We start from the raw sequence: 22,960 nt of genomic DNA, 5'->3' as shown, positions 1-22,960 counted from the left end.
GGACGGGAGTCCGGCGCAGCCCGCCAACATCAAGGACGCGCCGAGCAGACTGCTCAGAAAGCGAATTTTCATGGCTTGAAAGGGAAGTAGGGATATTGGACGGTACGCTATCGTGCCACAGCCTGATGCGCTCGGACATTTTCGGCAATGTCCTGGTGTTGCGGATTGGATAATATTCAGGCTAATCAACCTTTGCACACTACGCGCATGAGCGCAATTCCGATAATGCCTTCGTCCACCGGCCTCCTGACGCCGCGTGGCCCCTTTTCTGGCGCTGCGCCGCTTGCCCTGCGTCCCTTGAGTGCGATCGCCGCCAGCACGGCGGGGGGCGTGCCGGAAACGCGCATCAAGCGGCTCCTGTCGGATCTGCTGCCGTCTCTGATCGCCTTGCACGCGCAGGGTGAGATCTGTGGCGATATCTCGCTGGAAACCGTGGGCATGGACGAGGGCGCGCGCGCGCATCTGCTGCCCGAACTCGTGGTGGCGCGCTCGCGCCGTGCGAGCCGAAGCCCAACTCCCGGTTTCGCGCCGTTCGAGCTCTATTCCGACTCCAGCGAATGGCCGCGTGGCCCCTGGAGCGACGTCTACGCCTTGTGCGCGGTGATGCATGCCCTGGTGACCGGCCATCGCCCGACGCCCGCGCCGGAACGCCGCGCGATGGACACTTACGAGCCGTTGGCATCGCAAGGGCTTTCCAAGTACAGCCCCGATTTCCTGGCCGTCATCGATAGCGGCTTGGCCATGGCGCCTGCTGATCGACCGCAGACGCTGGCCGAGCTAGCTGCCTTGCTGGGCGTGGCGGCATACATCGAACCGGCGCCGGTTGAAGCCGACGCCACGGCGGGGGCCGCCTATGTGCCGCCGCCCACGGCCCATGCGGCCAAGCCGGCCAGCCGCCGCCGTCCGCTGTTGGGACTGCTGTCCGTCGTGGCGCTGATCGGCATCGGCATGTATGCGTGGGTCCACTGGGGCATGGGGACCCCACACTCTTTGATCACAAGCTCGGAACTGGTCCAGCCCAACCCGCCCGCGGTGCTCCCGGCCCCGCAAGCGAACTTGCCGCCTGTCGCGTCGACGCCGCCGCCGCCTACTGCCCAATGGCAACCTTCCGCGCCGCCAGTGCCCCAGCCGGAACAGGCGCCCGCCACGAAGGAGTCAAACGCGGTGGAACCACCCGCTCCCGCCGCTCCGACGGAAGTGCCGGACCCCACCGCTCAAGCGCCGGCTGCCGCGGCCCCGTCCGCCGATGAGGCGCCCAAGCCCAGGCCGTTGGCGGTGCCCGTGACGGTGCGCCTGGACATCCGTCCTTGGGGCGAGGTGTGGATCAACGGTATCGCGCGCGGCATCAGCCCGCCCGTCAAAGAGCTGCGGTTGATACCTGGGAAATACCAGGTGGTGCTGCGCAACGCGGACTTGCCGCCGTATCGGGGCACCCTGGAGATCAAGGCCGGCAAGCCCGGAGTGATCTCGCACACCTTTCAATAGGGGCTGAGCTACGGCGCGTCGGGCGCTGCGGGCAGGCGCAAGGTGAATACCGAGCCGACGCCCGGTTCGCTGCTGACTTCCACCGACCCGCCATGGCGTTCGGCCACCGTGCGCACGAACGCCAGGCCCAAACCCGCGCCGCCCACATCGCCGCGCGTTTCCACGCCTATCCGCGAGAACGGTTCGAACAGGCGGGCCAGATCCGCCTCGGCGATGCCTTGGCCCTGGTCGCGGACGTGCACGCGCCAGAAACCAGGCGTTTCGTCGATGCTGCATTCGATCCGTGTCTGGGCAGGGCTGTATTTGATGGCGTTGTCGATCAGATTGCACAGCGCGCGCATCAAGAGCGTCTGGTCGCCCCGCGTGTAGGCGGCGGGCAATGGCAGCCGCAGGTCCAGCGCGATGCCGCGCTTGTGGGCAGACGCCCAGAATTCGTCGACGCCGTCCTGCAGCAGGCTGCCCAGGTCCAATTCCACGGCGCTGATCGTCATGGATTCGGCCCGCGTCAGATGCACGAAGTCGTCGACAAGATGCAGGGTGCGGTTGGCCAGTGTGGCGATGCGGGTCAGCGTATCGGCGTGGCCGTCCTGCGTACCGGCCTCCTGCTTCATCTCCACCAGCGCCAGGATGGAGCTTTGCGGGGCGCGCATGTCGTGCGAGATGAAACGCAGGGTCTCTTCGCGCTGTCGCTCCGCCTGGCGGATGCGCGAAATATCGGTCAGGGTGGCGACGGTGCCGGCGAAGTTGCCTTCGGCGGTATGGATGGGCGCGCATTTCAGGATCAGGTCGCGACCGGCGTAATCGCGCACTTCCAGGTCCGCGCTCCAAGGCGATGTGGTGTCAGCGGGGCGTTGTCCGCTTAGCGCCTCCGACACGCGTTGCCGCGTGGCGTCGTCGGAAATCGTTTTTTCGAGCAGGTGCGTGGCGGGGTGGCCGACGCGCGGCGGGCGCATGCCCAGGCGCTGGAAATACATGACGGCCGCCTGGTTTCGGAACTGCATGCGGCCTTCCTGATCGAAGACCAGCGTGGCGTCGGGCATGCCGTCGAGCCCGTCGGCCAGGAAACGCCGCAAGTTCCGCACACGCGCCAGCGCACGCCCCAATTCGCCCACCCGGCTTTCCAACGAGGCGCTGGGGCCGGTGAGCTGGGCGCGGGCCTCGTTCAACACCGGCGGGTATTCTCGCTGTAGCCGGCTCAACTCGTTGTCCATGTAGCGCAGGGCCGCTTCCTGGCTGCGCCAGCTCCAGAGCGGGTAGCACAGCGCCACGCCGATCAGCGCGGCGGTCGGGGCGAACCATAGATTGGCGTGGGCCAGCAGCATCCACGAGGCTAGAAGAATGCCCGCGATCAACGCGACGCTGACCAACAGCGCGCGCTTGGGCGACAGCCGCCACAACGCCAAACATGCCAGCAGCACGGGCAGGGCGGAGAACACCGCATTCCAGGCGGCGGCCGGCCGCTGGTACGTAATACCGTCGCGCGCCGCTTGCAGCAGATTGGCGATGATCTCCACGCCCGACATGCCGGCAAGGTCATGCGAGACCGGCGTGGGGTAGGCGTCGCCCAGCCCCGTGGCCCAGGCGCCGACCAGTACATACTTGCCGCGGACCTCGTCGGGCGGCACATCGCCGCGCAGCACCGACAGGTACGAGACGGTGCGCATGTGAGCCGTGGAGCCGGCGTAGGGGATCAGGATGCTGCCGTCGGGGCCTGCCTTCTGCAGCAGTTGTTGCGCTTTATCAGCCTGGCCGCCGACCTCGAGCATGGACAGGGCGAGATGAAGGCGGCGTTCGCCGGCGAACGTGGTGGCTGGCGTCGCTTCGCGCACGACACCGTCGGAATCCACGCGGGCGTTGATGAAACCGCTGGATGCGGCGGCTTGCGCCAAGGGCGGGATGGGGGCCGCCATGGACGAGGGATTGACCAGGCGGTCCAGCACGACCGGCAGGACGGTGCGGCCGTTGCGCCGGATGCTGTCGGCCAGAAGCCGGTCGTCGTTCGGATTGACGGTGTCGCTTTCCGCGAAGATCAGATCCAGGCCGACGGCGCGGGCGCCTTGCAGGCGGTCCAGCAGCGCCGCATGGATCGCGCGTCGCCACGGCCAGCGTCCCAGCGTATCGATGCTGGCGTCGTCGATGGCGACGATCAGGATGTCGGGGTCTGCCGCGCGGCTGGTCAGCGCCGCGACACGATCGTAAAGAATCTGGTCAACCCGTCCCAGGCCATTGAGCGAGCCCAGCACGGCCGCCAGCACCGCCAGCGCTATCGTCAACCACAGTCCTGAGCGCGAGGTCCGGTCAACGGTGTCGACAGCGTCGGCCATGAAGCGCGACCTAGTATTCGGTCAATATGATGGGTTCGCCCGAGCCGCTACCTACGCCCAAGCCATAGGGCGTCATCAGCTGGTTCGCGCCTTCGAATGTTGCGACCGCGTCCTGGCCGTTCAGGCCCAGATCATCGATGGCGCGCACCGATACGTAGTACGTGCCGGCGCCGGGGGCGGTGAAACGGATCGAGTTGGTCGGGAAGGCGACCGACGACACGGGCAGCGCCCCGTCCGCATCGCGCGACACGCGCACCAGGTAGCCTTGCGCGCCGGCCACGGGGGGGAAGGCGCTGGTCCAGACCCCGCCCGATCGCTCGGGGGGAGACAGCTGCGGGGCGGCCAGCAATTCGCGCACGCCCGACACGCTGCCATCGTTGCGTACGGCGGCGCCATAGCCGCGCGCCACGGCAACCGGTTTGGCGGGTGAGGTACCGGGGGCATGCGGTTGCAAGCGCACGCTGCCCTCCAGCACTTCGCTATGCACGCCGCCGGGGCCGCTTTGCACGCGGAAACGCGTGCCGCGCACACCGGTGACGGCGACAGGCGTGCGGATTTCGAAGCGGCCTACGCCCTGGCCCGTGGGGGCGACGGTGGATTCAACGCTGCCGCGTTGCACATGGATGACGGAGTCGGTCAGTGCAGTGCCTTCGAATTGGCGCAAGCGCGCCAGTTCGACCGACCCGCCGGCGGGCAGGGTGAGCTTGGATCCGTCGGCCAATTCCAGCGTAACGAAGCCATTGGGCGCCGTCACCACGGTGCTGCCTTCGGAAAGGGTCTGGCCCTGTTGCAAGGGCTTGCCGTTCATGTTGGCCTGGCCGCTGACGTGCAGCACGCGCGCCTCGGCGGCGCGTTCCGGAATCATCGCCAGCGGGATGCGCAACTCCAGTCCGATGGGCAGCTGTTCCGGGGTGGTGACGTTGTTCAATGTCTGCAGCGGCGCCCAGTTGGCCTGTTTGCGCGTGTATCGCGTGGCCAGATCGATCAGGGTGTCGCCCTGCCGGACGCGATAGATGAAGTCATCGCCCAGCGCCCCGGCGGGCTGGGCATGGACAGGTACCGTCAACGCACAAGAAAGCAAGGCAAGCAAAGAAAGCGCGCGGCAGCGGCTCATAGCGATCAGTTCTCCAGGGGGGGCGCGCAAGGCGTCTACGACGCGCGCGCCGGGTTGTCTTCCGACGCGCCGATCAGTTCCAGCCGGTAGCCCAGGGCGTAGGAAGAGGTAAGGCGCACACCGTTCTCGGGGCGCAGCTGGAGTTTTTGCCGGATGTTGGACAAGTGCGTGTCCAGCGTGCGCGAGGTCGCGGGAATTTCCCGGTTCCAGACGCATTCCGCCAGGACGTCGCGCGACATGAGGCGGCCCTGATTGCGGAAGAACAGCAGCGCCAGATCGAATTCCTTCGGCGCCAGGCTGACCGCGACGCCGTTCAGCGAGATAACACGTGCTGCCGGCTCGACGCGGTAGTTGGCGACGTCGAACGAGTCGTTGGCGGGTTCGGCGATCTGGCTGCGGCGCAGCAACGCCGCCACTCGGGCCAGCAATTCCAGCGGTCGCAAAGGCTTGACGATGTAGTCGTCGGCGCCGGCGCGCAGCCCTTCCACCAGGTCGTCTTCGCTGGACCGGTTGGTCAGGAAGATGACGGGCACGCGCGGGCCGATATTGGCGCGCAGCCAGCGCACCACATCGTCGCCGTCGATATCCGGTAGGTGCCAGTCCAGCAGCACGAGGTCGAAGTTCTCGGTGCGCAATGCGGCCAGCAGGTCACGGCTTTGGTGATAGCTGGTGCAGGTGTATCCCGCGGCGGTCAGCACTTGCTGGATTCGCCGGGCTTGATCAAGGTCGTCTTCCAGAGACGCGATTTTCATCAAACGTGTTCTCGCGAAGGTTTGCGACGCAAGCGCGCACTGTGGCGCCCTACTGCAGAGGGTGAGCGAATGTATGTAATGGAATGATAACTCGGGCAGAGGCTGGACTGGCTACGTTGTGGAAAGAACTGTCAAACATTGCAAAGTTAACGAATCTTGACTGGAGTTGTTGCGTAACAAGACGCCACACTGTCTCAATTGCCCCACGCATCGCTGTCACATTTCAGCAATACGGAGCGATTTAGGGTTAGAGGTGGAAATTAGCTATGAATCAATTGCGCATACTTATGATGTCGCCGGACGAAGTGGCCCGTAACGCCGCCGTGTCCGCGCTGCTGCAGGCCGGGATCTCGGCCCGCGGCTGCTCGACGTCTCTTGAACTGTTCGGATTGCTCAATAGCGGTGTCTACGATGCCGTCGTCCTGGATGTCGGGACGCTGGGCGAAATCGGCTACGCCCTGGTGGCACGGCTGCATGGCTCGTCTTCCATGGGAATCGTGGTCTCCGGCCGCGGCATGTCCGTGGACACCCGCCTGCGCTGTCTGCAAAGCGGCGCCGACGCTTGTCTGACCGATCCTCAGGATCCGCGTGAACTCGCCTGCATCCTGCTGGCGTTGGCCCGCCGCCTGCCCGCCGCCCAGGAGAATCCCGTCTCGGACGATACGGTCAACGGTCAATGGGAATTGCGGGATCAGGGCTGGACGCTGGTCGCACCGTCGGGCGCGGCCATTTCGCTGTCGGCCAACGAGCGCTTGATCGTGCGGTCGCTGCTGGAAGTGGCGGGCAGGGCGGTGGGCCGGTCCGAACTGGGCGACGAGCTCCGTGTGGAAGGGGGCGGGGTGCGTGCAAGCGGGTCGCGCAGCATCGATGTGATCGTCAGCCGGCTGCGCCGCAAGGCGGAATTGGCGGGCGTCATGCTTCCCATCCGTACCGTATACGGCAGCGGTTACTTGTTCGCCGACCAGTAGCTCGGTCGGGCAGGTAAACTGCTCGGCACGCGCTCGTGTTTACATAGGACTTACCCCGAGCCATCCCGCTGCTTCGGGGCAGGATCGGCGTCGTTCAAGCCTTCGGCCTATCCGTAATTGCCGTGTACGTGGCCCCATTTTTCACGACTCGCGCCGCAATCGTTGTCTTTAGCCGCTATCTCGCCGCTATCTCGCGGGCGGCGTGCCGCACTGCGGCATTTACAAATTTCTTTGACAGTATCCCTTGATCTCAGTTATGCTAAAGGGCTTACTGCTTTATTTCGCGCGCAAAATCTGTACGCTAAAGGGTAAACAGTCCAGGGTCCGAAATCAAGGTGCGTCACGAGCCTTTTGTTTTGGGTCCATCGGTCCGACTGCCCCCGAGGCATCCAGTTTTGTGCGTTTGTCATAGTTTGTTGGCAAGCCCGCTCTTTTACGTATATGAACGTTTGAGGCGGTTTTGCGCGAACTGCCTTCTCCGAAAGACACTCTTCTGGAGACGAGTACGTAAGTACTTACCAGTGGTACGTAAAAGGGATTTCAAAGGTCATGCCTACCATTAGCCAACTCGTGCGCAAGCCGCGCGAAGTCAGCATCATCAAAAGCAAGAGCCCCGCGCTCGAAAACTGCCCGCAACGCCGCGGCGTGTGCACTCGCGTGTACACCACCACCCCCAAGAAGCCGAACTCCGCTCTGCGCAAGGTTGCCAAAGTGCGTCTGACCAACGGTTACGAAGTCATTTCGTACATCGGCGGTGAAGGCCACAACCTGCAAGAGCACTCGGTCGTTCTGGTGCGTGGCGGTCGTGTGAAGGACTTGCCCGGTGTGCGTTATCACATCGTGCGCGGTTCCCTCGACCTGCAAGGCGTCAAGGATCGTAAGCAAGCCCGCTCGAAGTACGGCGCCAAGCGCCCGAAGAAGGCTTAATAACGAGTCAGCAGTACCCCCGCGTGGCGGAAGTCCGTCACTAGGGAAGTGCGACCGCGCCCTCCGGTTTCTGGGATGGAGCGCGGCACGTAAGGGGTCGTCCCAATGGGCGGCCATGGCCGTGTAATGAAACACGGTTCAACTGAACAGACACAAGGAAGCAACAATGCCCCGTCGTCGCGAAGTACCCAAGCGCGAGATTCTGCCCGATCCCAAGTTCGGCAGCGTCGAACTCGCCAAGTTCATGAACGTCGTCATGCTGGACGGCAAGAAGGCCGTCGCCGAGCGCATCGTCTATGGCGCCCTCGAGCAAGTGCAAACCAAGACCGGCAAAGAGCCGATCGAAGTTTTCAGCCTGGCGATCAACAACATCAAGCCGATCGTCGAAGTGAAGAGCCGCCGCGTTGGCGGTGCCAACTACCAAGTGCCGGTTGAAGTGCGCCCCGTGCGCCGCCTGGCCCTGGCTATGCGTTGGCTCCGTGAAGCCGCTAAGAAGCGTGGCGAGAAATCGATGGATCTGCGTCTTGCTGGCGAACTGATCGACGCCTCCGAAGGTCGTGGCGCCGCGATGAAGAAGCGCGAAGACACGCACAAGATGGCAGAGGCCAACAAGGCCTTCAGCCATTTCCGCTGGTAATTTAAGGACTAATCCACCATGGCCCGCAAAACCCCGATCGAGCGCTATCGCAACATTGGTATCTCTGCGCACATCGATGCAGGGAAGACCACCACGACCGAACGTATCCTGTTCTATACCGGCGTCAATCACAAGATTGGCGAAGTGCATGATGGCGCAGCCACCATGGACTGGATGGAACAAGAGCAAGAGCGTGGCATCACCATTACGTCGGCAGCTACGACGGCGTTTTGGCGTGGCATGGCGAAGAACTATCCCGAACACCGCATCAACATCATCGACACCCCGGGGCACGTGGACTTCACCATCGAGGTGGAACGTTCCATGCGCGTCCTGGACGGTGCGTGCATGGTCTACTGCGCAGTGGGCGGCGTTCAGCCCCAGTCCGAAACCGTGTGGCGCCAAGCCAACAAGTACGGCGTGCCGCGTCTGGCCTTCGTCAACAAGATGGACCGCACCGGCGCAAACTTCTTCAAGGTCTATGACCAGCTGAAGAATCGCCTGCGCGCCAATCCCGTGCCGATCGTGATCCCGATCGGTGCCGAAGACACGTTCCAAGGCGTGGTCGACCTGGTCAAGATGAAGGCGATCATTTGGGACGAAGCCAGCCAAGGCATCAAGTTCGACTACCACGACATTCCGGCCGAGCTGGAAGGTCTGGCCAACGAATGGCGCGAAAAGCTGGTTGAAGCTGCCGCCGAATCGTCGGAAGAGCTGATGAACAAGTACCTGGAAACGGGTTCCTTGGACGAAGAAGAAATCAACCTGGCCATCCGCCAACGCACCATCGCTGGCGAAATCCAGCCGATGCTGTGCGGCACCGCCTTCAAGAACAAGGGCGTGCAGCGCATGCTGGATGCGGTCATCGACTACCTGCCTTCGCCCGTGGACATTCCCCCGGTCGACGGCATGGACGATGACGGCAATCCCGTCAAGCGCTCGGCTGACGATGGCGAGAAGTTCTCGGCACTGGCATTCAAGCTGATGAGCGATCCGTTCGTGGGTCAATTGACCTTCGTGCGCGTTTACTCGGGCGTCCTGAAGTCGGGCGATACGGTCTACAACCCCATCAAGGGCAAGAAGGAACGTATCGGCCGCATTCTGCAGATGCACGCGAACAACCGCGAAGAAATCAAGGAAGTGTTGGCAGGCGACATCGCCGCCGTGGTGGGTCTGAAAGACGTGACCACCGGCGAAACGCTGTGCGACATCGACTCCCACATCTTGCTCGAACGCATGATTTTCCCCGAGCCCGTGATCTCGCAGGCCGTGGAACCGAAGTCGAAGGCTGACCAGGAAAAGATGGGTCTGGCGCTGTCGCGTCTGGCTCAGGAAGATCCGTCGTTCCGCGTGCGCAGCGACGAAGAATCCGGCCAAACCATCATTTCCGGCATGGGCGAGCTTCACCTGGAAATTCTGGTCGACCGCATGAAGCGTGAGTTCGGCGTTGAAGCCAACGTCGGCAAGCCGCAAGTGGCCTACCGTGAAACCATCCGCAAGACCTGCGACGAAGTTGAAGGCAAGTTCGTCAAGCAGTCGGGCGGCCGCGGCCAGTACGGCCACGTGGTGCTGAAGGTCGAGCCGTTGCCTCCTGGCGGTGGTTTCGAATTCGTGGACGCCATCAAGGGCGGTGTGGTTCCTCGCGAATACATCCCCGCGGTGGACAAGGGCATCCAGGAAACGCTGCCTTCGGGCGTGTTGGCTGGCTACCCGATCGTCGACGTCAAGGTCACGCTGTTCTTCGGTTCGTACCACGATGTGGACTCGAACGAAAACGCGTTCAAGATGGCCGGCTCCATGGCATTCAAGGAAGGTCTGCGCAAGGCCAGCCCCGTGCTGCTGGAACCGATGATGGCCGTTGAAGTCGAAACGCCGGAAGACTACGCTGGTACCGTGATGGGCGATCTGTCCTCGCGTCGCGGCATGGTCCAAGGCATGGACGATATGGTCGGTGGCGGCAAGACCATCAAGGCTGAAGTGCCCCTGGCCGAGATGTTCGGTTACGCCACGAACCTGCGTTCGCTGACGCAAGGTCGTGCCACGTACACGATGGAATTCAAGCATTACTCCGAGGCTCCCAAGAACGTCGCTGACGAAGTCATCGCCGCTCGGGCCAAGTAAATAACCCTAGCCAGGTCCGCTCATCCGGGCGGCCTGGCAGATTCAAGTTTCCTTGAAAGTTAAAGGATAGAGATCATGGCAAAAGGCAAGTTTGAACGTACCAAGCCGCACGTGAACGTGGGTACGATTGGTCACGTTGACCACGGCAAAACGACGTTGACGGCAGCTATCACGACCGTTCTGTCGAACAAGTTCGGTGGCGAAGCCAAGGGCTACGACCAGATCGATGCGACTCCTGAAGAAAAGGCTCGCGGCATCACGATCAACACCGCCCACGTCGAGTACGAAACGGAAGCGCGTCACTACGCGCACGTTGACTGCCCGGGCCACGCTGACTATGTGAAGAACATGATCACGGGCGCCGCTCAGATGGACGGCGCGATCCTGGTCGTGTCGGCCGCTGACGGCCCGATGCCGCAAACGCGTGAACACATCCTGCTGAGCCGCCAAGTTGGCGTGCCGTACATCATCGTCTTCCTGAACAAGGCTGACATGGTTGACGACGCCGAGCTGCTCGAGCTGGTGGAAATGGAAGTTCGCGAACTTCTGTCGAAGTACGACTTCCCGGGTGATGACACCCCGATCGTCAAGGGTTCTGCCAAGCTGGCGCTGGAAGGCGACAAGGGCGAACTGGGCGAACAGGCCATCATGAACCTGGCAGCTGCGCTGGATTCGTACATTCCGACGCCTGAGCGTGCTGTTGACGGCGCGTTCCTGATGCCGGTTGAAGACGTGTTCTCGATCTCGGGTCGTGGCACGGTGGTGACGGGTCGTATCGAACGCGGCATCGTCAAGGTCGGCGAAGAAATCGAAATCGTGGGCCTGGTGCCGACGGTCAAGACGACTTGCACGGGCGTTGAAATGTTCCGCAAGCTGCTCGACCAAGGTCAAGCTGGCGACAACGTGGGCATCCTGCTGCGCGGCACCAAGCGTGAAGACGTCCAGCGTGGCCAAGTTCTGGCCAAGCCGGGCTCGATCACCCCGCACACGGACTTCACGTCCGAGGTGTACATCCTGTCCAAGGAAGAAGGCGGCCGTCACACTCCGTTCTTCCAAGGCTATCGTCCCCAGTTCTACTTCCGCACGACGGACGTGACGGGCACGATCGAGCTGCCGGCCGACAAGGAAATGGTTCTGCCGGGCGACAACGTGGCCATGACGGTCAAGCTGTTGGCTCCGATCGCCATGGAAGAAGGCCTGCGTTTCGCCATCCGTGAAGGCGGTCGTACCGTCGGCGCCGGCGTCGTCGCCAAGATCCTGAAGTAATTCGGATCAATTAAGCAGCAAACAACCAGCGAGGGCGCTTTGTCGCCTTCGCCTCTCGTTCTTTAGGAAACGCCATGAAAAACCAAAAGATCCGTATCCGCTTGAAAGCTTTCGATTACAAGCTGATCGATCAATCGGCCGCTGAAATCGTCGACACCGCCAAGCGTACCGGCGCCGTTGTCCGCGGCCCGGTGCCGCTGCCGACGCGTATTCGTCGCTATGACGTCCTGCGTTCGCCGCACGTCAACAAGACGTCGCGCGACCAGTTCGAAATCCGTACCCATCAGCGCTTGATGGACATCGTTGATCCCACCGACAAGACCGTTGACGCGCTGATGCGTCTGGACCTGCCGGCCGGCGTCGACGTCGAAATCGCGCTGCAGTAAGGCGTATCGGGCCTGCTACCTTCGCCGGCAGGTTCGAAAAGAATGGCCGTATTCCCCCGGGAGTGCGGCCATTTTGTTTTTTGCGGCATATGGCGTTCGTCGGCGCCACACGCGCCGCCCTGTCTGCCGGCAAGGCAAGTTAGCGGGCGCTTACTGTCCCAGCAGAGGCCGGTTTCAAACGTCGCCAAGAGCGCTTGATCGCAGTGTGGCAAAACGACCGCGCCACACACGCCGGAAGTGGGCTAAGTACTTGTGCCGACTGGAAAAATCATGCTAATATGCCAAGCTTGCCATTTTGTGGCAAGACTGACTATGGGAACGGGATGGCGGGATGGGCTAAAACCCAACTGATCCCCCCAAATTACTCCCCGACCCAGGTTGAACATAGTCGTAGGGCAAAGGCCGTTACCTTTTGCCCGATTAGCCCCGACCAATCGCAGTCGGGAATGGAGAAAACGATGTCGAATTCGACACCCACGCCCGCCGCTCACCGGCTGGGGCTGGTGGGTCGCAAGGTCGGCATGACCCGCATTTTTACCGAGGAAGGTGAATCCATCCCGGTGACCGTGCTGGACGTGTCGAACAACCGCGTGACCCAAGTTAAGTCGCAGGAAACCGACGGCTACGCCGCGATCCAAGTGACTTATGGCACTCGTCGTGCCTCGCGTGTGGTTCAGCCGCAAACGGGCCACTACGCCAAAGCCGGCGTTGAAGCCGGTAGCATCCTCAAAGAATTCCGCCTTGATCCCGCTCGCGCCGCTGAATTTGCGGCCGGTTCCGTGATCGCCGTGGAATCCGTGTTCGAAGCCGGCCAACAGGTCGACGTGACGGGCACGACCATTGGTAAAGGCTTCGCCGGTACCATCAAGCGTCACCACTTCGGTTCGCAACGCGCTTCGCACGGTAACTCCCGTTCGCACCGCGTTCCCGGCTCGATTGGTCAAGCACAAGATCCGGGCCGTATTTTCCCGGGTAAGCGCATGGCTGGTCACCTGGGTGATGTCACCCGCACCGTTCAAAACCTCGACGTCGTTCGCGTTGACGTTGAGCGCGGCCTGCTGCTGGTCAAGGGCGCTGTCCCCGGCCACGCTGGCGCCGACATCGTCGTGCGCCCGGCCATCAAGGCCCCGGCCAAGAAGGGAGCGTAAGTAAATGGATCTCAAGCTCCTGAACGACCAAGGTCAGGCCGCTGCTACGTTCAGCGCGCCCGATACGATCTTCGGCCGTGACTTCAACGAAGCGCTGATTCATCAGATCGTGGTGGCTTTCCAAGCCAATGCCCGTGCCGGCAACCGCGCTCAGAAGGATCGTGCCGAAGTTAAGCACTCGACCAAGAAGCCCTGGCGCCAGAAGGGTACCGGCCGCGCACGCGCTGGTATGACTTCGTCGCCGCTGTGGCGTGGCGGTGGTCGGATTTTCCCGAACTCGCCCGAAGAGAACTTCAGCCAGAAGGTCAACAAGAAGATGTACCGCGCCGGGATCCGTTCGATCTTGTCGCAACTGGCTCGTGAAGATCGTATCGCCGTTGTCGAATCGTTCGATCTGGAATCGCCCAAGACCAAGGACGCAGCCGCAAAGCTGAAGAGCCTGGGCCTGGACTCGGTCCTGATCATCACCGACAGCGTTGATGAGAATGTTTACCTCGCCACCCGCAACCTGCCGCACGTTGCTGTTGTCGAGCCCCGTTATGCCGATCCGTTGTCGCTGGTCCACTACAAGAAAGTGCTGATCACCAAGCCGGCCATCGCTCAACTCGAGGAGATGCTGGGATGAACGCTGAACGCTTGATGCAAGTCATTCTGGCTCCGATCGTGACCGAAAAGGCCACGTTCGTCGCTGAGAAGAATCAGCAAGTCGCTTTCCGTGTCGTGGCTGACGCTACCAAGCCGGAAATCAAGGCTGCCGTCGAACTGCTCTTCAAGGTGCAGGTCGAGTCCGTGCAGGTCCTCAACCGTAAGGGCAAAGTCAAGCGCTTTGGCCGATTCGTTGGCCGTCGCCGTAATGAGCGCAAGGCTTACGTGTCGCTCAAGGACGGCCAGGAAATCGACTTTGCGGAGGTGAAGTAAATGGCCCTCGTAAAAGTTAAGCCGACTTCGGCCGGCCGCCGTGGCATGGTGAAGGTTGTTAGTCCCAACCTGCACAAGGGTGAGCCCTACGCGCCGCTGCTGGAAAAGAAGACCCGTGGTTCTGGCCGTAACAACAACGGTCACATCACGATCCGCCATCGTGGCGGCGGTCACAAGCAACACTACCGCTTGGTCGACTTCCGTCGTGACAAGGACGGTATCCCGGCGAAGGTTGAGCGTCTGGAATATGACCCCAACCGTACGGCGCACATCGCTCTGCTGTGCTACGCCGACGGCGAACGTCGTTACATCATCGCTCCGCGTGGTCTGGAAGTGGGTGCCACTGTGCTGTCGGGCATCGAAGCCCCGATCCGCGCCGGCAACACCCTGCCGATCCGCAACATCCCGGTGGGTACGACGATTCACTGCGTCGAAATGCTGCCTGGCAAGGGTGCTCAGATGGTCCGCTCGGCTGGCGCTTCCGCCGTCCTGCTGGCTCGCGAAGGCATCTACGCTCAGGTTCGTCTGCGCTCGGGTGAAGTTCGCCGTGTGCACATCGAATGCCGCGCCACCATTGGTGAAGTCGGTAACGAAGAACACAGCCTGCGCCAAATCGGCAAGGCCGGTGCAATGCGTTGGCGTGGTATCCGCCCGACGGTCCGTGGCGTTGCCATGAACCCGGTGGACCACCCGCACGGTGGCGGTGAAGGCCGTACCGGTGAAGCACGCGAACCGGTCAGCCCGTGGGGTACTCCGGCGAAGGGTTTCAAGACCCGTCGCAACAAGCGGACGAACAATATGATCGTCCAACGGCGCAAGCGCAAGTAAGAGGCGAACACTATGTCACGTTCGATCAAGAAAGGCCCGTTTGTCGATGCTCACCTGATCAAAAAGGTGGACACGGCCGTCGCGGGCAAAGACAAGAAGCCGATCAAGACCTGGTCGCGTCGTTCCACGATCCTGCCCGAGTTCATCGGTCTGACGATCGCTGTGCACAACGGCAAGCAGCATGTCCCCGTGTACATCAACGAGAACATGGTCGGTCACAAGCTGGGCGAGTTCGCGCTGACCCGTACGTTCAAGGGTCACGCCGCGGACAAGAAGGCGAAGAGGTAAGCGATGGAAACTACTGCCATTATCCGTGGGGTGCACATCTCGGCACAGAAGACCCGTCTGGTTGCGGACTTGATCCGTGGTCAGAAGGTCGGCCGTGCGCTGGAGATCCTCACCTTCTCGCCGAAGAAGGCTGCCGTCATCCTGAAGAAGGCTGTCGAGTCCGCCATCGCCAACGCCGAGCACAACGACGGCGCAGATATCGACGAACTGAAAGTCACCACGATTTTTGTGGACAAGGCTCAGTCGATGAAGCGCTTCTCCGCTCGCGCCAAGGGCCGCGGCAACCGTATCGAGAAGCAGACCTGCCATATCACGGTCAAGGTCGGAGCTTAAGGAGTCACGATGGGTCAGAAAATTCACCCCACTGGGTTCCGTCTCGCGGTCACCCGTAATTGGTCCTCGCGTTGGTTCGCCGACGACAAGGCCTTTGGCACGATGCTTGCCGAAGACATTCGCGTTCGCGAGTACCTCAAGAAGAAGCTCAAGAGCGCCTCCGTTGGTCGCGTGATCATCGAGCGTCCGGCCAAGAATGCCCGCATCACCGTCTACTCGGCTCGTCCGGGCGTGGTGATCGGCAAGCGCGGCGAAGACATCGAAAGCCTGAAGGCTGATCTGCAGCGTCTGATGGGCGTGCCCGTGCACGTCAACATCGAAGAAATCCGCAAGCCGGAAACCGATGCTCAACTGATCGCCGACTCGATCTCGCAACAGCTCGAGAAGCGCATCATGTTCCGTCGCGCAATGAAGCGCGCGATGCAGAACGCAATGCGTCTGGGTGCCCAAGGCATCAAGATCATGAGCGCCGGCCGTCTGAACGGTATCGAAATTGCTCGCACCGAGTGGTATCGCGAAGGCCGTGTGCCGCTGCACACCCTCAAGGCCAACATCGACTACGGCACCTCCGAAGCCCACACCACGTATGGCGTGATTGGCATCAAGGTCTGGGTCTACAAGGGCGACATGCTGGCTAACGGCGAATTGCCGCCGGAAACCGCTGCCCCGCGCGAAGAAGAACGTCGTCCGCGCCGCGCTCCGCGTGGTGATCGTCCGGACGGTGCTCGCACCGGTCGTCCGGGTGGTCGTGGTCGTGGTGGTCCCCGCAAGGCGGACGCTGCTCCGGCGCCTGAAGGAGAATAACCATGCTGCAACCCTCTCGCAGAAAGTATCGCAAAGAGCAGAAGGGCCGCAACACCGGTCTGGCGACCCGTGGTACCCACGTGTCGTTCGGCGAATTCGGTCTGAAGGCCACCGGCCGTGGCCGTCTGACCGCTCGCCAGATCGAAGCTGCTCGTCGTGCTATCAATCGTCACATCAAGCGTGGCGGCCGTATCTGGATTCGCATTTTCCCGGATAAGCCCATCTCGCAAAAGCCCGCCGAAGTCCGTATGGGTAACGGTAAGGGCAATCCTGAGTACTGGGTCGCTGAAATTCAGCCCGGCAAAGTGCTCTACGAAATGGAAGGTGTGAGCGAAGAGATCGCGCGTGAAGCTTTCCGCCTGGCCGCTGCCAAGCTGCCGATTTCGACCACGTTCGTCGCGCGTCATATCGGTGCTTAAGGAGTACTAACATGAAAGCTAGCGAACTCCGTTCGAAAGACGCCGCCGAGCTCGGCAAAGAGCTCGAAAGCCTGCTGAAGGCACAATTCGGTCTGCGTATGCAGAAGGCCACGCAGCAACTGGCCAACACCAGCCAGCTGCGCAACGTGCGTCGCGACATTGCGCGCGTTCGTACCTTGCTGACCGAGAAGGCAGGGAAATAAACATGAGCGAAACTCAAAACACCCAAGTGGCCAAGCGCCAGCGTACGCTGGTTGGCAAGGTCGTCAGCAACAAGATGGACAAGACTGTCGTTGTGCTCGTTGAGCGCCGCGTCAAGCACCCCATCTTCGGCAAGATCATCGTGCGCTCCGCGAAGTACAAGGCACACGACGAATCGAACCAATTCAACGAAGGCGATACGGTTGAAATCGCTGAAGGCCGTCCCATCTCGCGCTCGAAGTCGTGGCGTGTGGTGCGTCTGGTTGAAGCCGCACGTATCATCTAAGTAGTCATCGGAACGGTTCGCCGTTCTGATATAAAACGGCAAGGGCTCATCCCCTTGCCGTTTTTTTTTGTTCCGGAGGTTCAGGCCCATGCAGGTAATGGACATCATGCGCAATGCCATCAAGGCCGGTATGCTTGGCGTCGCGCTATGCGCGGCAGCCACCGCCAGTGCGCAACGTGGCGAGCCCGGCGCGGAGGTTACCGCGGCGTCACCCGTTGACGACGCGCGCGCGGGCAAGAATGTCCTGAACGCGGGGCCCGAGCCGCGCGTCAAGCTTCCCGCCGGATCACGCGATCACGCGGCCATTTTTGGCAGCGACGACGAGGGTGAGCAAGCCTTGGTGACGCAGGAACAGGCGTTGCAGGGGCAGCGCGACCAGCTGTTGTTGCTTGAGCGGTTGCTGAATCAGAAGCCGGTCGACGCGGCGACGGCGCCGCCGGCGATGATGCCGTTGAACTCGGGTTCCACGATGCAGCCCTTGGCGCCCACGCCGAGCGGATCGCAGCTTGACCGCGGCAAGATCGACGAAATGCAGCGGCGCGTCGACAGCATGCGGCGCGAAGCCGACACGCTGCGCCAGAGCGGCAAATAGCGCCGTTTCTGCGCTGGTTCAACGCCGTTTCGCGGCGACTGAAACGCAGCGTAGCGACTCTAGGCGCAGACGATGCCCCGGGGCCTGCCGGCCCCTGATATAACTCCTGCAGCGCAATCATGCGCTGACAAGTCCAACAGGAGGCGCATCTATGATCCGGTCCGCAGGCAGATGGGGCGTTGCGGGTTTGGTTGTCTGGGCATGCATGGCGTATTCGGCCTTGGCAGGTGCCCAGAACATCAACTTCAGGAATGTGGAAATCGCCCGGCCGTACCATGACAGCGTTGTGGTCGTCGGCAGCAATAGCCGGGCGAGCGCAGGGATCGAAGTCCGGGAATTGCAGAAGGCGATGGATCAGGTCAGGGACCAGGCGCGCGCACTGGACGAGTTGAAGAACCAGAATCGCGAGCTGCAGCGCAAGGTGGACGATCAGGGCAGGAAGATCGCCTTGCTGGAGCGCAACCAAAGCGACAGCAACCGAAACGGCAGCAGCAACAATGCCACCGAGCGCCAGATCGCGGCGCTTGAACGCCAGGTCAATCAGCTTAGCCGCGACCTGGACCGCTTGAGCAGCAAGGTGAAGTAAAGCGGTGGATGGCATGCGCGGCGTTGCCGCGCGTGCTGCCGTCCCGTGCGGTCAGCGCCGCCGCGCCAGTTCTCGCAGCCGTCCCGCGATGCCGGTCGGAAAGTAGTAGACCGACACCACGAACAGGATCCCCAGCCACAGCAGCCAGCGGTCCGGTTCGAACAGCAGAGCCAGCGGTGCCACGCCCGACACGGCATCGTGGATCACGTGCAGGCCATCTTGCAGATAGCTTTGCGCGAATACGAACAGGCTGGCGCCGACCACCGCGCCATACATGGTCCCCATGCCGCCGATCACGAGCATCAGCAGGATGTTCAGCATGATCTCGAACGACAGCGACGTATCCGGACCGTTGTAGCGCAGCCAAAGCGCGTACATGGCGCCGGCCAGCGTGGCGAAACCAGCGGCCAGCAAATTGGACAGGCTGCGGTACAGCACGGTGCGGTAGCCGATCGCCTCGGCGCGGAAAGGATTCTCGCGGATGGCTTGCAGTACGCGGCCGAAGGGGGAATTCACGATGCGCAGCAGCATCAGGAACAACAAGGCGCAGACCGCGGCGATCAGGTAATACGTGATGATGCGGCCGTCGACCGTGATGCCGAACAGGGGCTCCGACAGCGGGCGGAACGCGGGCCGCAACACCTGGGGAACTTTGAAATTCAGGCCGTCTTCGCCACCGGTCAGGTCCGACAGCTGCGACACCAGCGTCTGGAAGGCCGCCGCGACGGCCAGCGTGATCATTGCGTAGAAGATGGCGCGCACGCGCAGGCTGGCCAGGCCGATCAGCAAGGCGAAAGCCAGCGACACCGCCAGCGCGCCGCCCACGCCCGCGAACACGGCGGCCCAGCCGGGTTCCATCCGGATGCTGGCGATCGCCACGCCATAGGCGCCAATGCCGAAGAACATGGTGTGTGCAAAGCTCACGATGCCTGTGTAGCCCAGCAGCAGATCGTAGCTGGCGACCAGGATCACGAACACCAGGATCTTGGCAGCGACTGCCAGTGATTTGGGGCCGGGAAAGAGGAAGGGTGCGGCGGCAAGCAAGGCGACGACCGTGATCAGCACCAGTGCCAGGACGGTGCTGCGTGGCGGGTCGCCGGAGAGCAGGCGAAAAGACATGTTGGCGATTCCTAGCGATTCGTGACCGGATACACGCCTTGCGGGCGCCACAACAGAATCGCGACCATCAGCGCGATATTCGAGAACAGGGCGGCCTTGGGCAGCAGGAAACCCGTGTAGTTGGCCATCAGGCCCACCAGCAGCGCGCCGATCAGACACCCGACGGTCGAGCCCAGGCCGCCGATCATGATCACGATGAAGATCAGCACGTTTACCTGCGCGCCCAATTGCGGCACGACCGACTGCTGGTACATGCCCCACAACACACCGCCCAACCCGGCAAGCATCGATCCGGCGACGAACACGCCTACGAACAGGTGCCGGATGCGGTAGCCCAGGCTTTCCACCATCTCGCGATCTTCCACGCCGGCTCGGATCAGCAGGCCAAGCCTGGTGCGGTTCAGCAGCCACAGCATGCCGCCCAGCACCAGCACGCCCACGGCAAGCGCCACGATCCGGAATTTTTCGATGGCCGCATCGCCCAGCAGGAATGCGCCCCGCAGGGCTTCGGGCAGCGGCAGCGACAGGGTCTGTGGGCCCCAGATCATCTTGATGATCTCTTCACCGATGATCATGCCGCCCATCGTGATCAGGATCTGCTTGAGGTGCTGTCCGTACACGGGCCTCACGATCACGCGTTCGAACGCGATGCCCACGGCACCTGCCACCAGCATGCCCACGATCATGGCCGGCAACACCGCGGCCAGGTTCATCCACAGGCTGCCTGTCTGGGTCCAGTCTGCCATGCCGCCGAGCACCGTCGCCGCCATGTAGGCGCCAATAGCGATGAAGAGCCCGTGCCCGAAGTTCAGGACGTCCATCAGTCCGAACACCAGGGTCATGCCTGACGCCACGATGAAGATGATCATGCCCATTGCCAGGCCGGCCAGCGTCAGCGTGACCCAGGTTGAAAAAGAGCCGACCATCGGCAAGGCCAGGGCGGCCAGCGCCACGACCAGCAGGACAGGGCGCAAATCCACGCGGGTTCGCGGCAGCGGGGCATCGATATCCAGGGTGCTCATTGGTGGCTTCCTAACGACAGGCCCAGCAGGCGTGTCTGTAGCGAGTCGTCTTCCGCAAGCTGGCGCATGCCGCCGGCGTGCACGACGCGGCCGTTGTCCATGACCGCGACGTGGTCGCCGACCCGTTGCGCGAAGTTGAAGTTCTGTTCGACCAGCAGGATGGTGGTGGACGCCTGCTTGAGTTCGATGAAGGCATCGATCATGTCCTGCACGATGGCAGGCGCCAGCCCTTTGCTGGGCTCGTCGATCAGCAACAGCCGGCGGGGTTCGATGATGGCGCGGGCAACCGCCAGCATCTGCTTCTGGCCCCCGGAAAGCTTGCCGGCGGGGTGCAGCCAGAACTTCTTCAGGGCCGGAAAGAAGCCGAAGATCCATTCCAGTCGCGCGGTATCAAGCTGCTCGGCGCTTCGGGCCTGGCGAGCCGCCAACAGCATGTTCTCTTTGACCGACAAGTCAGCGAAAATGCCCATGTTCTCGGGCACGTAGGCCATGCCCATGCGCGCCATGTCAGGGGGCGACTTGCGTGTGTCGGGGCCGCCAATGGGCATGCCCTCGAATGTGATCTGGCCCTGCGAGGCGCGCCACAAACCCATGATCGTGCGCAGCGTCGTCGTCTTGCCGGCACCGTTGCGACCCAGTAGCATGGTCACGGCCGCAGGTGGCACGGCCAGATTCACGCCGTGCAGGATGTGATACGCGCCGATATGCGTTTGCACGTCCTTGAGTTCCAGCAGCGGGGCGGTCATGCCTTGTGCTCCGTCGGGCTCATGCCCAGATAGGCTTGCTGCACGATGGGGGAGGCGATGACGGTGGCGGGATCGCCGTCCGCCATCAGTTGGCCGTTGTGCAGCACGACGATCCGGTCGGCCAGTTCGCGCACCACATCCATCTTGTGCTCCACCAGCAGGATGGTCTTGGAGGGATCGTTCTTGATCTCGCGGATCAGCTCCAGCACCACGGGCACATCGTCCACGCTCATGCCGGCGGTGGGTTCGTCGAACATGAAGACTTGGGGTTCCAGGGCGATCAGCATCGCGATCTCCAGCTTGCGCTGATCGCCATGCGGCAGGTCGGCGGCAGGCTGGTCGCGCCTTGCGGATAGCCGCGTGCGTTCCAGCAGCGCGTCGGCGCGCGTCAATAGGCCGCGGTCGTCGTCCCAGGTGCGCCAGAAGCGGATCTGGCGCCAGCTCATGCCTTGCTGACGCGATTGCAGCGCCAACCGGACATTCTCGTGAACGGACAGTCGCGGGAACAACTGGGTCAGCTGGAACGCGCGGCCCAGACCCGCGTGCATGCGTGCCGGCGCGGGCAGCGAGGTCAGATCGCGGCCGTTCAGCCGCACCGACCCCGCGCTTGCGCGCAGCTGGCCAGAGATCAAGTTGAAGTAAGTGGTCTTGCCCGCGCCGTTCGGGCCGACGATGGCGGTCAGCGTGCCAGGCGCATAACGGCAGCTGACACCATTGACGGCCACATGCCCGCCGAAACGGATCGTGAGCGATTGGGTTTCCAACATCGCAGTGGCGCGCCTTCAGCGCTTGTTCTGGATCGGCACGGCCATCTGGTCAGGCGTGATTTCCTTGACCAGGTCCTGCACCGCCCATGGCACCGAAGGGTCGCTCTTGATCCGGAAGTGGTACATGGATTGCATGGCCTGGTGGTCTTCGGGTCGGAACGTCATCTTGCCCTTGGGCGTGTCGAAGCTCAGGCCTTCCATCGCCTTGATCAGCTTGTCCGTATCGGAATCACCCGCGGTCTTGTTCAACGCCGCCACGATGGCGATGCCGGACGACATGCCGCCCGCCGTGAAGAAGTCCGGCGGCTGACCGTAGCGCTTCTGATGTTCCGCGACCAGCCAGTCGTTGATCGGATTCTTGGGGATGCCGTAGTAGTAATAGGTGGCGCCTTCCATGCCGGCCAGCGACTTCAGCGGTGTCATCGCGGCCAGCGTGTTGCCGCCCGTCGCGATCTCGATGCCGAATCGCTTGGGATCCAGGTCGGCGATCTTGAACGGATTGCCCGCGCCCGCCCACAGGATGAAGATGATCTTGCGGCCGGGCTTGTCCTTCAGCGCATCGAACAGGCGCTGCGCGCCCGCGGTGAAGTCGGTGGCGTTGGCGGGCAGGTATTCCTCGTGCACGATCTTGGCGTTCTTCAGCGCGCCCTTGAAGGCTTTCACGCCGTCGCGGCCAAAGGCATAGTCTTGCGCGAGCATGGCGATCGAGGTACCCGCCTGGTCGAAGGCCACGGCGTTGGCGATCGCATCCTGCGACGAGTTGCGGCCCGTGCGGAAGATGTACTTATTCCACTTTTCGCCCGTGATCGAATCCGCCACGGCGGGCTCCACCAACAGGATCTTCTCGTACTCTTCGGCGATCGGCAGCATGGCCAGCGCGACGCCCGACGAGGTGGGGCCCACGGCGATATCGGCGTTGTCGG

27 protein-coding genes are annotated in these 22,960 nt (G+C 62.5%); 19 read left to right on the top strand and 8 right to left on the bottom strand.

Annotated elements, in window-relative coordinates; genetic code table 11:
- Positions 1–225: 225 nt before the first annotated feature.
- Positions 226–1,485: a serine/threonine-protein kinase gene (locus ACE039_RS08085; protein ID WP_485822058.1), complete on the top strand. Its 1,260-nt coding sequence runs from the start codon at positions 226–228 to the stop codon at positions 1,483–1,485.
- 8 nt (positions 1,486–1,493) lie between these two features.
- On the opposite strand, the gene ACE039_RS08080 is transcribed toward ACE039_RS08085, so the two are convergent.
- From ACE039_RS08080 to ACE039_RS08070, 3 genes are read right to left on the bottom strand one after another with little or no spacing between them, the layout of a single operon-like run.
- Positions 1,494–3,809: a CHASE2 domain-containing protein gene (locus ACE039_RS08080; protein ID WP_485811820.1), complete on the bottom strand. Its 2,316-nt coding sequence runs from the start codon at positions 3,807–3,809 to the stop codon at positions 1,494–1,496.
- A 10-nt stretch (positions 3,810–3,819) separates the two neighbouring features.
- Complete coding sequence (locus ACE039_RS08075; RefSeq protein ID WP_448708016.1) at positions 3,820–4,923, bottom strand: FecR domain-containing protein; 1,104 nt, start codon at positions 4,921–4,923, stop codon at positions 3,820–3,822.
- A 35-nt stretch (positions 4,924–4,958) separates the two neighbouring features.
- Complete coding sequence (locus ACE039_RS08070; protein WP_448708015.1) at positions 4,959–5,675, bottom strand: response regulator transcription factor; 717 nt, start codon at positions 5,673–5,675, stop codon at positions 4,959–4,961.
- A 266-nt stretch (positions 5,676–5,941) separates the two neighbouring features.
- Between ACE039_RS08070 and ACE039_RS08065 the strand changes: the two genes are divergently transcribed.
- The 18 genes from ACE039_RS08065 to ACE039_RS07980 all read left to right on the top strand — a co-directional run bounded on the left by ACE039_RS08065 (position 5,942) and on the right by ACE039_RS07980 (position 18,383).
- On the top strand, positions 5,942–6,643 hold the full coding sequence (locus ACE039_RS08065) for a response regulator transcription factor (protein WP_105555694.1): 702 nt from the start codon (positions 5,942–5,944) through the stop codon (positions 6,641–6,643).
- A gap of 549 nt (positions 6,644–7,192) precedes the next feature.
- Entirely contained in the window at positions 7,193–7,570 is a 378-nt protein-coding gene (gene rpsL, locus ACE039_RS08060; protein ID WP_005017264.1) for a 30S ribosomal protein S12, read from the top strand.
- Positions 7,571–7,736: 166 nt separating this feature from the next.
- Positions 7,737–8,207, top strand: coding sequence for a 30S ribosomal protein S7 (gene rpsG / locus ACE039_RS08055; RefSeq protein ID WP_006216561.1), 471 nt, complete (start codon positions 7,737–7,739; stop codon positions 8,205–8,207).
- An 18-nt stretch (positions 8,208–8,225) separates the two neighbouring features.
- Entirely contained in the window at positions 8,226–10,328 is a 2,103-nt protein-coding gene (gene fusA, locus ACE039_RS08050; protein ID WP_105555695.1) for an elongation factor G, read from the top strand.
- 75 nt (positions 10,329–10,403) lie between these two features.
- A complete protein-coding gene (gene tuf, locus ACE039_RS08045; RefSeq protein WP_057285896.1) occupies positions 10,404–11,594 on the top strand; it encodes an elongation factor Tu in 1,191 nt (396 codons plus the stop codon).
- Positions 11,595–11,668: 74 nt separating this feature from the next.
- A complete protein-coding gene (gene rpsJ, locus ACE039_RS08040) occupies positions 11,669–11,980 on the top strand; it encodes a 30S ribosomal protein S10 (RefSeq protein ID WP_003806903.1) in 312 nt (103 codons plus the stop codon).
- Positions 11,981–12,438: 458 nt separating this feature from the next.
- A complete protein-coding gene (gene rplC / locus ACE039_RS08035; protein WP_169270130.1) occupies positions 12,439–13,128 on the top strand; it encodes a 50S ribosomal protein L3 in 690 nt (229 codons plus the stop codon).
- 4 nt (positions 13,129–13,132) lie between these two features.
- Entirely contained in the window at positions 13,133–13,753 is a 621-nt protein-coding gene (gene rplD / locus ACE039_RS08030; RefSeq protein ID WP_105555697.1) for a 50S ribosomal protein L4, read from the top strand.
- Positions 13,750–14,046 carry a 50S ribosomal protein L23 gene (gene rplW, locus ACE039_RS08025; protein ID WP_006216557.1) on the top strand — a complete coding sequence of 99 codons (297 nt, stop codon included), beginning with the start codon at positions 13,750–13,752 and terminating at the stop codon, positions 14,044–14,046. The genes rplD and rplW overlap by 4 nt, the downstream gene beginning before the upstream one ends.
- On the top strand, positions 14,047–14,874 hold the full coding sequence (gene rplB, locus ACE039_RS08020) for a 50S ribosomal protein L2 (protein ID WP_006227020.1): 828 nt from the start codon (positions 14,047–14,049) through the stop codon (positions 14,872–14,874).
- A 12-nt stretch (positions 14,875–14,886) separates the two neighbouring features.
- On the top strand, positions 14,887–15,162 hold the full coding sequence (rpsS, locus tag ACE039_RS08015; RefSeq protein WP_006216555.1) for a 30S ribosomal protein S19: 276 nt from the start codon (positions 14,887–14,889) through the stop codon (positions 15,160–15,162).
- Positions 15,163–15,165: 3 nt separating this feature from the next.
- On the top strand, positions 15,166–15,495 hold the full coding sequence (gene rplV, locus ACE039_RS08010; RefSeq protein WP_006227021.1) for a 50S ribosomal protein L22: 330 nt from the start codon (positions 15,166–15,168) through the stop codon (positions 15,493–15,495).
- Between the two features lie 9 nt (positions 15,496–15,504).
- A complete protein-coding gene (rpsC, locus tag ACE039_RS08005; protein WP_006227022.1) occupies positions 15,505–16,299 on the top strand; it encodes a 30S ribosomal protein S3 in 795 nt (264 codons plus the stop codon).
- 2 nt (positions 16,300–16,301) lie between these two features.
- The gene (rplP, locus tag ACE039_RS08000) at positions 16,302–16,718 is read left to right on the top strand and encodes a 50S ribosomal protein L16 (RefSeq protein WP_006216552.1); all 417 of its coding nucleotides are present in this window, start codon (positions 16,302–16,304) and stop codon (positions 16,716–16,718) included.
- Between the two features lie 11 nt (positions 16,719–16,729).
- Complete coding sequence (rpmC, locus tag ACE039_RS07995; RefSeq protein ID WP_003806912.1) at positions 16,730–16,921, top strand: 50S ribosomal protein L29; 192 nt, start codon at positions 16,730–16,732, stop codon at positions 16,919–16,921.
- Between the two features lie 2 nt (positions 16,922–16,923).
- On the top strand, positions 16,924–17,205 hold the full coding sequence (rpsQ, locus tag ACE039_RS07990) for a 30S ribosomal protein S17 (RefSeq protein ID WP_006227023.1): 282 nt from the start codon (positions 16,924–16,926) through the stop codon (positions 17,203–17,205).
- 88 nt (positions 17,206–17,293) lie between these two features.
- A complete protein-coding gene (locus ACE039_RS07985; protein WP_485822057.1) occupies positions 17,294–17,797 on the top strand; it encodes a hypothetical protein in 504 nt (167 codons plus the stop codon).
- 151 nt (positions 17,798–17,948) lie between these two features.
- Positions 17,949–18,383, top strand: coding sequence for a hypothetical protein (locus ACE039_RS07980; RefSeq protein WP_485822056.1), 435 nt, complete (start codon positions 17,949–17,951; stop codon positions 18,381–18,383).
- 51 nt (positions 18,384–18,434) lie between these two features.
- Here ACE039_RS07980 and ACE039_RS07975 read toward each other — a convergent pair whose 3' ends face one another.
- The 5 genes from ACE039_RS07975 to ACE039_RS07955 form a co-directional block, all read right to left on the bottom strand.
- Complete coding sequence (locus tag ACE039_RS07975) at positions 18,435–19,502, bottom strand: branched-chain amino acid ABC transporter permease (RefSeq protein ID WP_448710667.1); 1,068 nt, start codon at positions 19,500–19,502, stop codon at positions 18,435–18,437.
- Positions 19,503–19,513: 11 nt separating this feature from the next.
- The gene (locus ACE039_RS07970) at positions 19,514–20,524 is read right to left on the bottom strand and encodes a branched-chain amino acid ABC transporter permease (protein WP_485822055.1); all 1,011 of its coding nucleotides are present in this window, start codon (positions 20,522–20,524) and stop codon (positions 19,514–19,516) included.
- Positions 20,521–21,270 (bottom strand): ABC transporter ATP-binding protein, encoded by a 750-nt coding sequence (locus ACE039_RS07965; RefSeq protein ID WP_485822054.1) that lies wholly within the window; start codon positions 21,268–21,270, stop codon positions 20,521–20,523. Before ACE039_RS07965 ends, ACE039_RS07970 begins: the two co-directional genes overlap by 4 nt.
- Positions 21,267–22,037 (bottom strand): ABC transporter ATP-binding protein, encoded by a 771-nt coding sequence (locus tag ACE039_RS07960; protein WP_485822053.1) that lies wholly within the window; start codon positions 22,035–22,037, stop codon positions 21,267–21,269. Before ACE039_RS07960 ends, ACE039_RS07965 begins: the two co-directional genes overlap by 4 nt.
- 15 nt (positions 22,038–22,052) lie before the next feature.
- Positions 22,053–22,960: substrate-binding domain-containing protein (locus ACE039_RS07955; RefSeq protein ID WP_485822052.1), on the bottom strand; the 908-nt coding region annotated here is incomplete at its 5' end.

The organism is Achromobacter maghribensis (assembly GCF_057334215.1).
Note: the sequence above shows the minus strand (reverse complement) of the source record. Positions and strands in the feature narration are given on the sequence as shown.

Excerpts from the sequence above, each read along its gene's own strand:
- ACE039_RS07975 (WP_448710667.1), bottom strand. The coding sequence starts at position 19,502 with ATGTCTTTTCGCCTGCTCTCCGGCGACCCGCCACGCAGCACCGTCCTG.
- rpsG (WP_006216561.1), top strand. The coding sequence starts at position 7,737 with ATGCCCCGTCGTCGCGAAGTACCCAAGCGCGAGATTCTGCCCGATCCC.
- ACE039_RS08075 (WP_448708016.1), bottom strand. The coding sequence starts at position 4,923 with ATGAGCCGCTGCCGCGCGCTTTCTTTGCTTGCCTTGCTTTCTTGTGCG.
- rplP (WP_006216552.1), top strand. The coding sequence starts at position 16,302 with ATGCTGCAACCCTCTCGCAGAAAGTATCGCAAAGAGCAGAAGGGCCGC.
- rplC (WP_169270130.1), top strand. The coding sequence starts at position 12,439 with ATGTCGAATTCGACACCCACGCCCGCCGCTCACCGGCTGGGGCTGGTG.
- ACE039_RS07970 (WP_485822055.1), bottom strand. The coding sequence starts at position 20,524 with ATGAGCACCCTGGATATCGATGCCCCGCTGCCGCGAACCCGCGTGGAT.
- rpsS (WP_006216555.1), top strand. The coding sequence starts at position 14,887 with ATGTCACGTTCGATCAAGAAAGGCCCGTTTGTCGATGCTCACCTGATC.
- rplD (WP_105555697.1), top strand. The coding sequence starts at position 13,133 with ATGGATCTCAAGCTCCTGAACGACCAAGGTCAGGCCGCTGCTACGTTC.
- ACE039_RS08085 (WP_485822058.1), top strand. The coding sequence starts at position 226 with ATGCCTTCGTCCACCGGCCTCCTGACGCCGCGTGGCCCCTTTTCTGGC.
- ACE039_RS08065 (WP_105555694.1), top strand. The coding sequence starts at position 5,942 with ATGAATCAATTGCGCATACTTATGATGTCGCCGGACGAAGTGGCCCGT.
- ACE039_RS07965 (WP_485822054.1), bottom strand. The coding sequence starts at position 21,270 with ATGACCGCCCCGCTGCTGGAACTCAAGGACGTGCAAACGCATATCGGC.
- rpsQ (WP_006227023.1), top strand. The coding sequence starts at position 16,924 with ATGAGCGAAACTCAAAACACCCAAGTGGCCAAGCGCCAGCGTACGCTG.
- rpsC (WP_006227022.1), top strand. The coding sequence starts at position 15,505 with ATGGGTCAGAAAATTCACCCCACTGGGTTCCGTCTCGCGGTCACCCGT.
- rpsJ (WP_003806903.1), top strand. The coding sequence starts at position 11,669 with ATGAAAAACCAAAAGATCCGTATCCGCTTGAAAGCTTTCGATTACAAG.
- tuf (WP_057285896.1), top strand. The coding sequence starts at position 10,404 with ATGGCAAAAGGCAAGTTTGAACGTACCAAGCCGCACGTGAACGTGGGT.
- ACE039_RS07980 (WP_485822056.1), top strand. The coding sequence starts at position 17,949 with ATGATCCGGTCCGCAGGCAGATGGGGCGTTGCGGGTTTGGTTGTCTGG.
- ACE039_RS07985 (WP_485822057.1), top strand. The coding sequence starts at position 17,294 with ATGCAGGTAATGGACATCATGCGCAATGCCATCAAGGCCGGTATGCTT.
- ACE039_RS08070 (WP_448708015.1), bottom strand. The coding sequence starts at position 5,675 with ATGAAAATCGCGTCTCTGGAAGACGACCTTGATCAAGCCCGGCGAATC.
- rpmC (WP_003806912.1), top strand. The coding sequence starts at position 16,730 with ATGAAAGCTAGCGAACTCCGTTCGAAAGACGCCGCCGAGCTCGGCAAA.
- fusA (WP_105555695.1), top strand. The coding sequence starts at position 8,226 with ATGGCCCGCAAAACCCCGATCGAGCGCTATCGCAACATTGGTATCTCT.
- ACE039_RS08080 (WP_485811820.1), bottom strand. The coding sequence starts at position 3,809 with ATGGCCGACGCTGTCGACACCGTTGACCGGACCTCGCGCTCAGGACTG.
- rplB (WP_006227020.1), top strand. The coding sequence starts at position 14,047 with ATGGCCCTCGTAAAAGTTAAGCCGACTTCGGCCGGCCGCCGTGGCATG.
- ACE039_RS07960 (WP_485822053.1), bottom strand. The coding sequence starts at position 22,037 with ATGTTGGAAACCCAATCGCTCACGATCCGTTTCGGCGGGCATGTGGCC.
- rplW (WP_006216557.1), top strand. The coding sequence starts at position 13,750 with ATGAACGCTGAACGCTTGATGCAAGTCATTCTGGCTCCGATCGTGACC.
- rplV (WP_006227021.1), top strand. The coding sequence starts at position 15,166 with ATGGAAACTACTGCCATTATCCGTGGGGTGCACATCTCGGCACAGAAG.
- rpsL (WP_005017264.1), top strand. The coding sequence starts at position 7,193 with ATGCCTACCATTAGCCAACTCGTGCGCAAGCCGCGCGAAGTCAGCATC.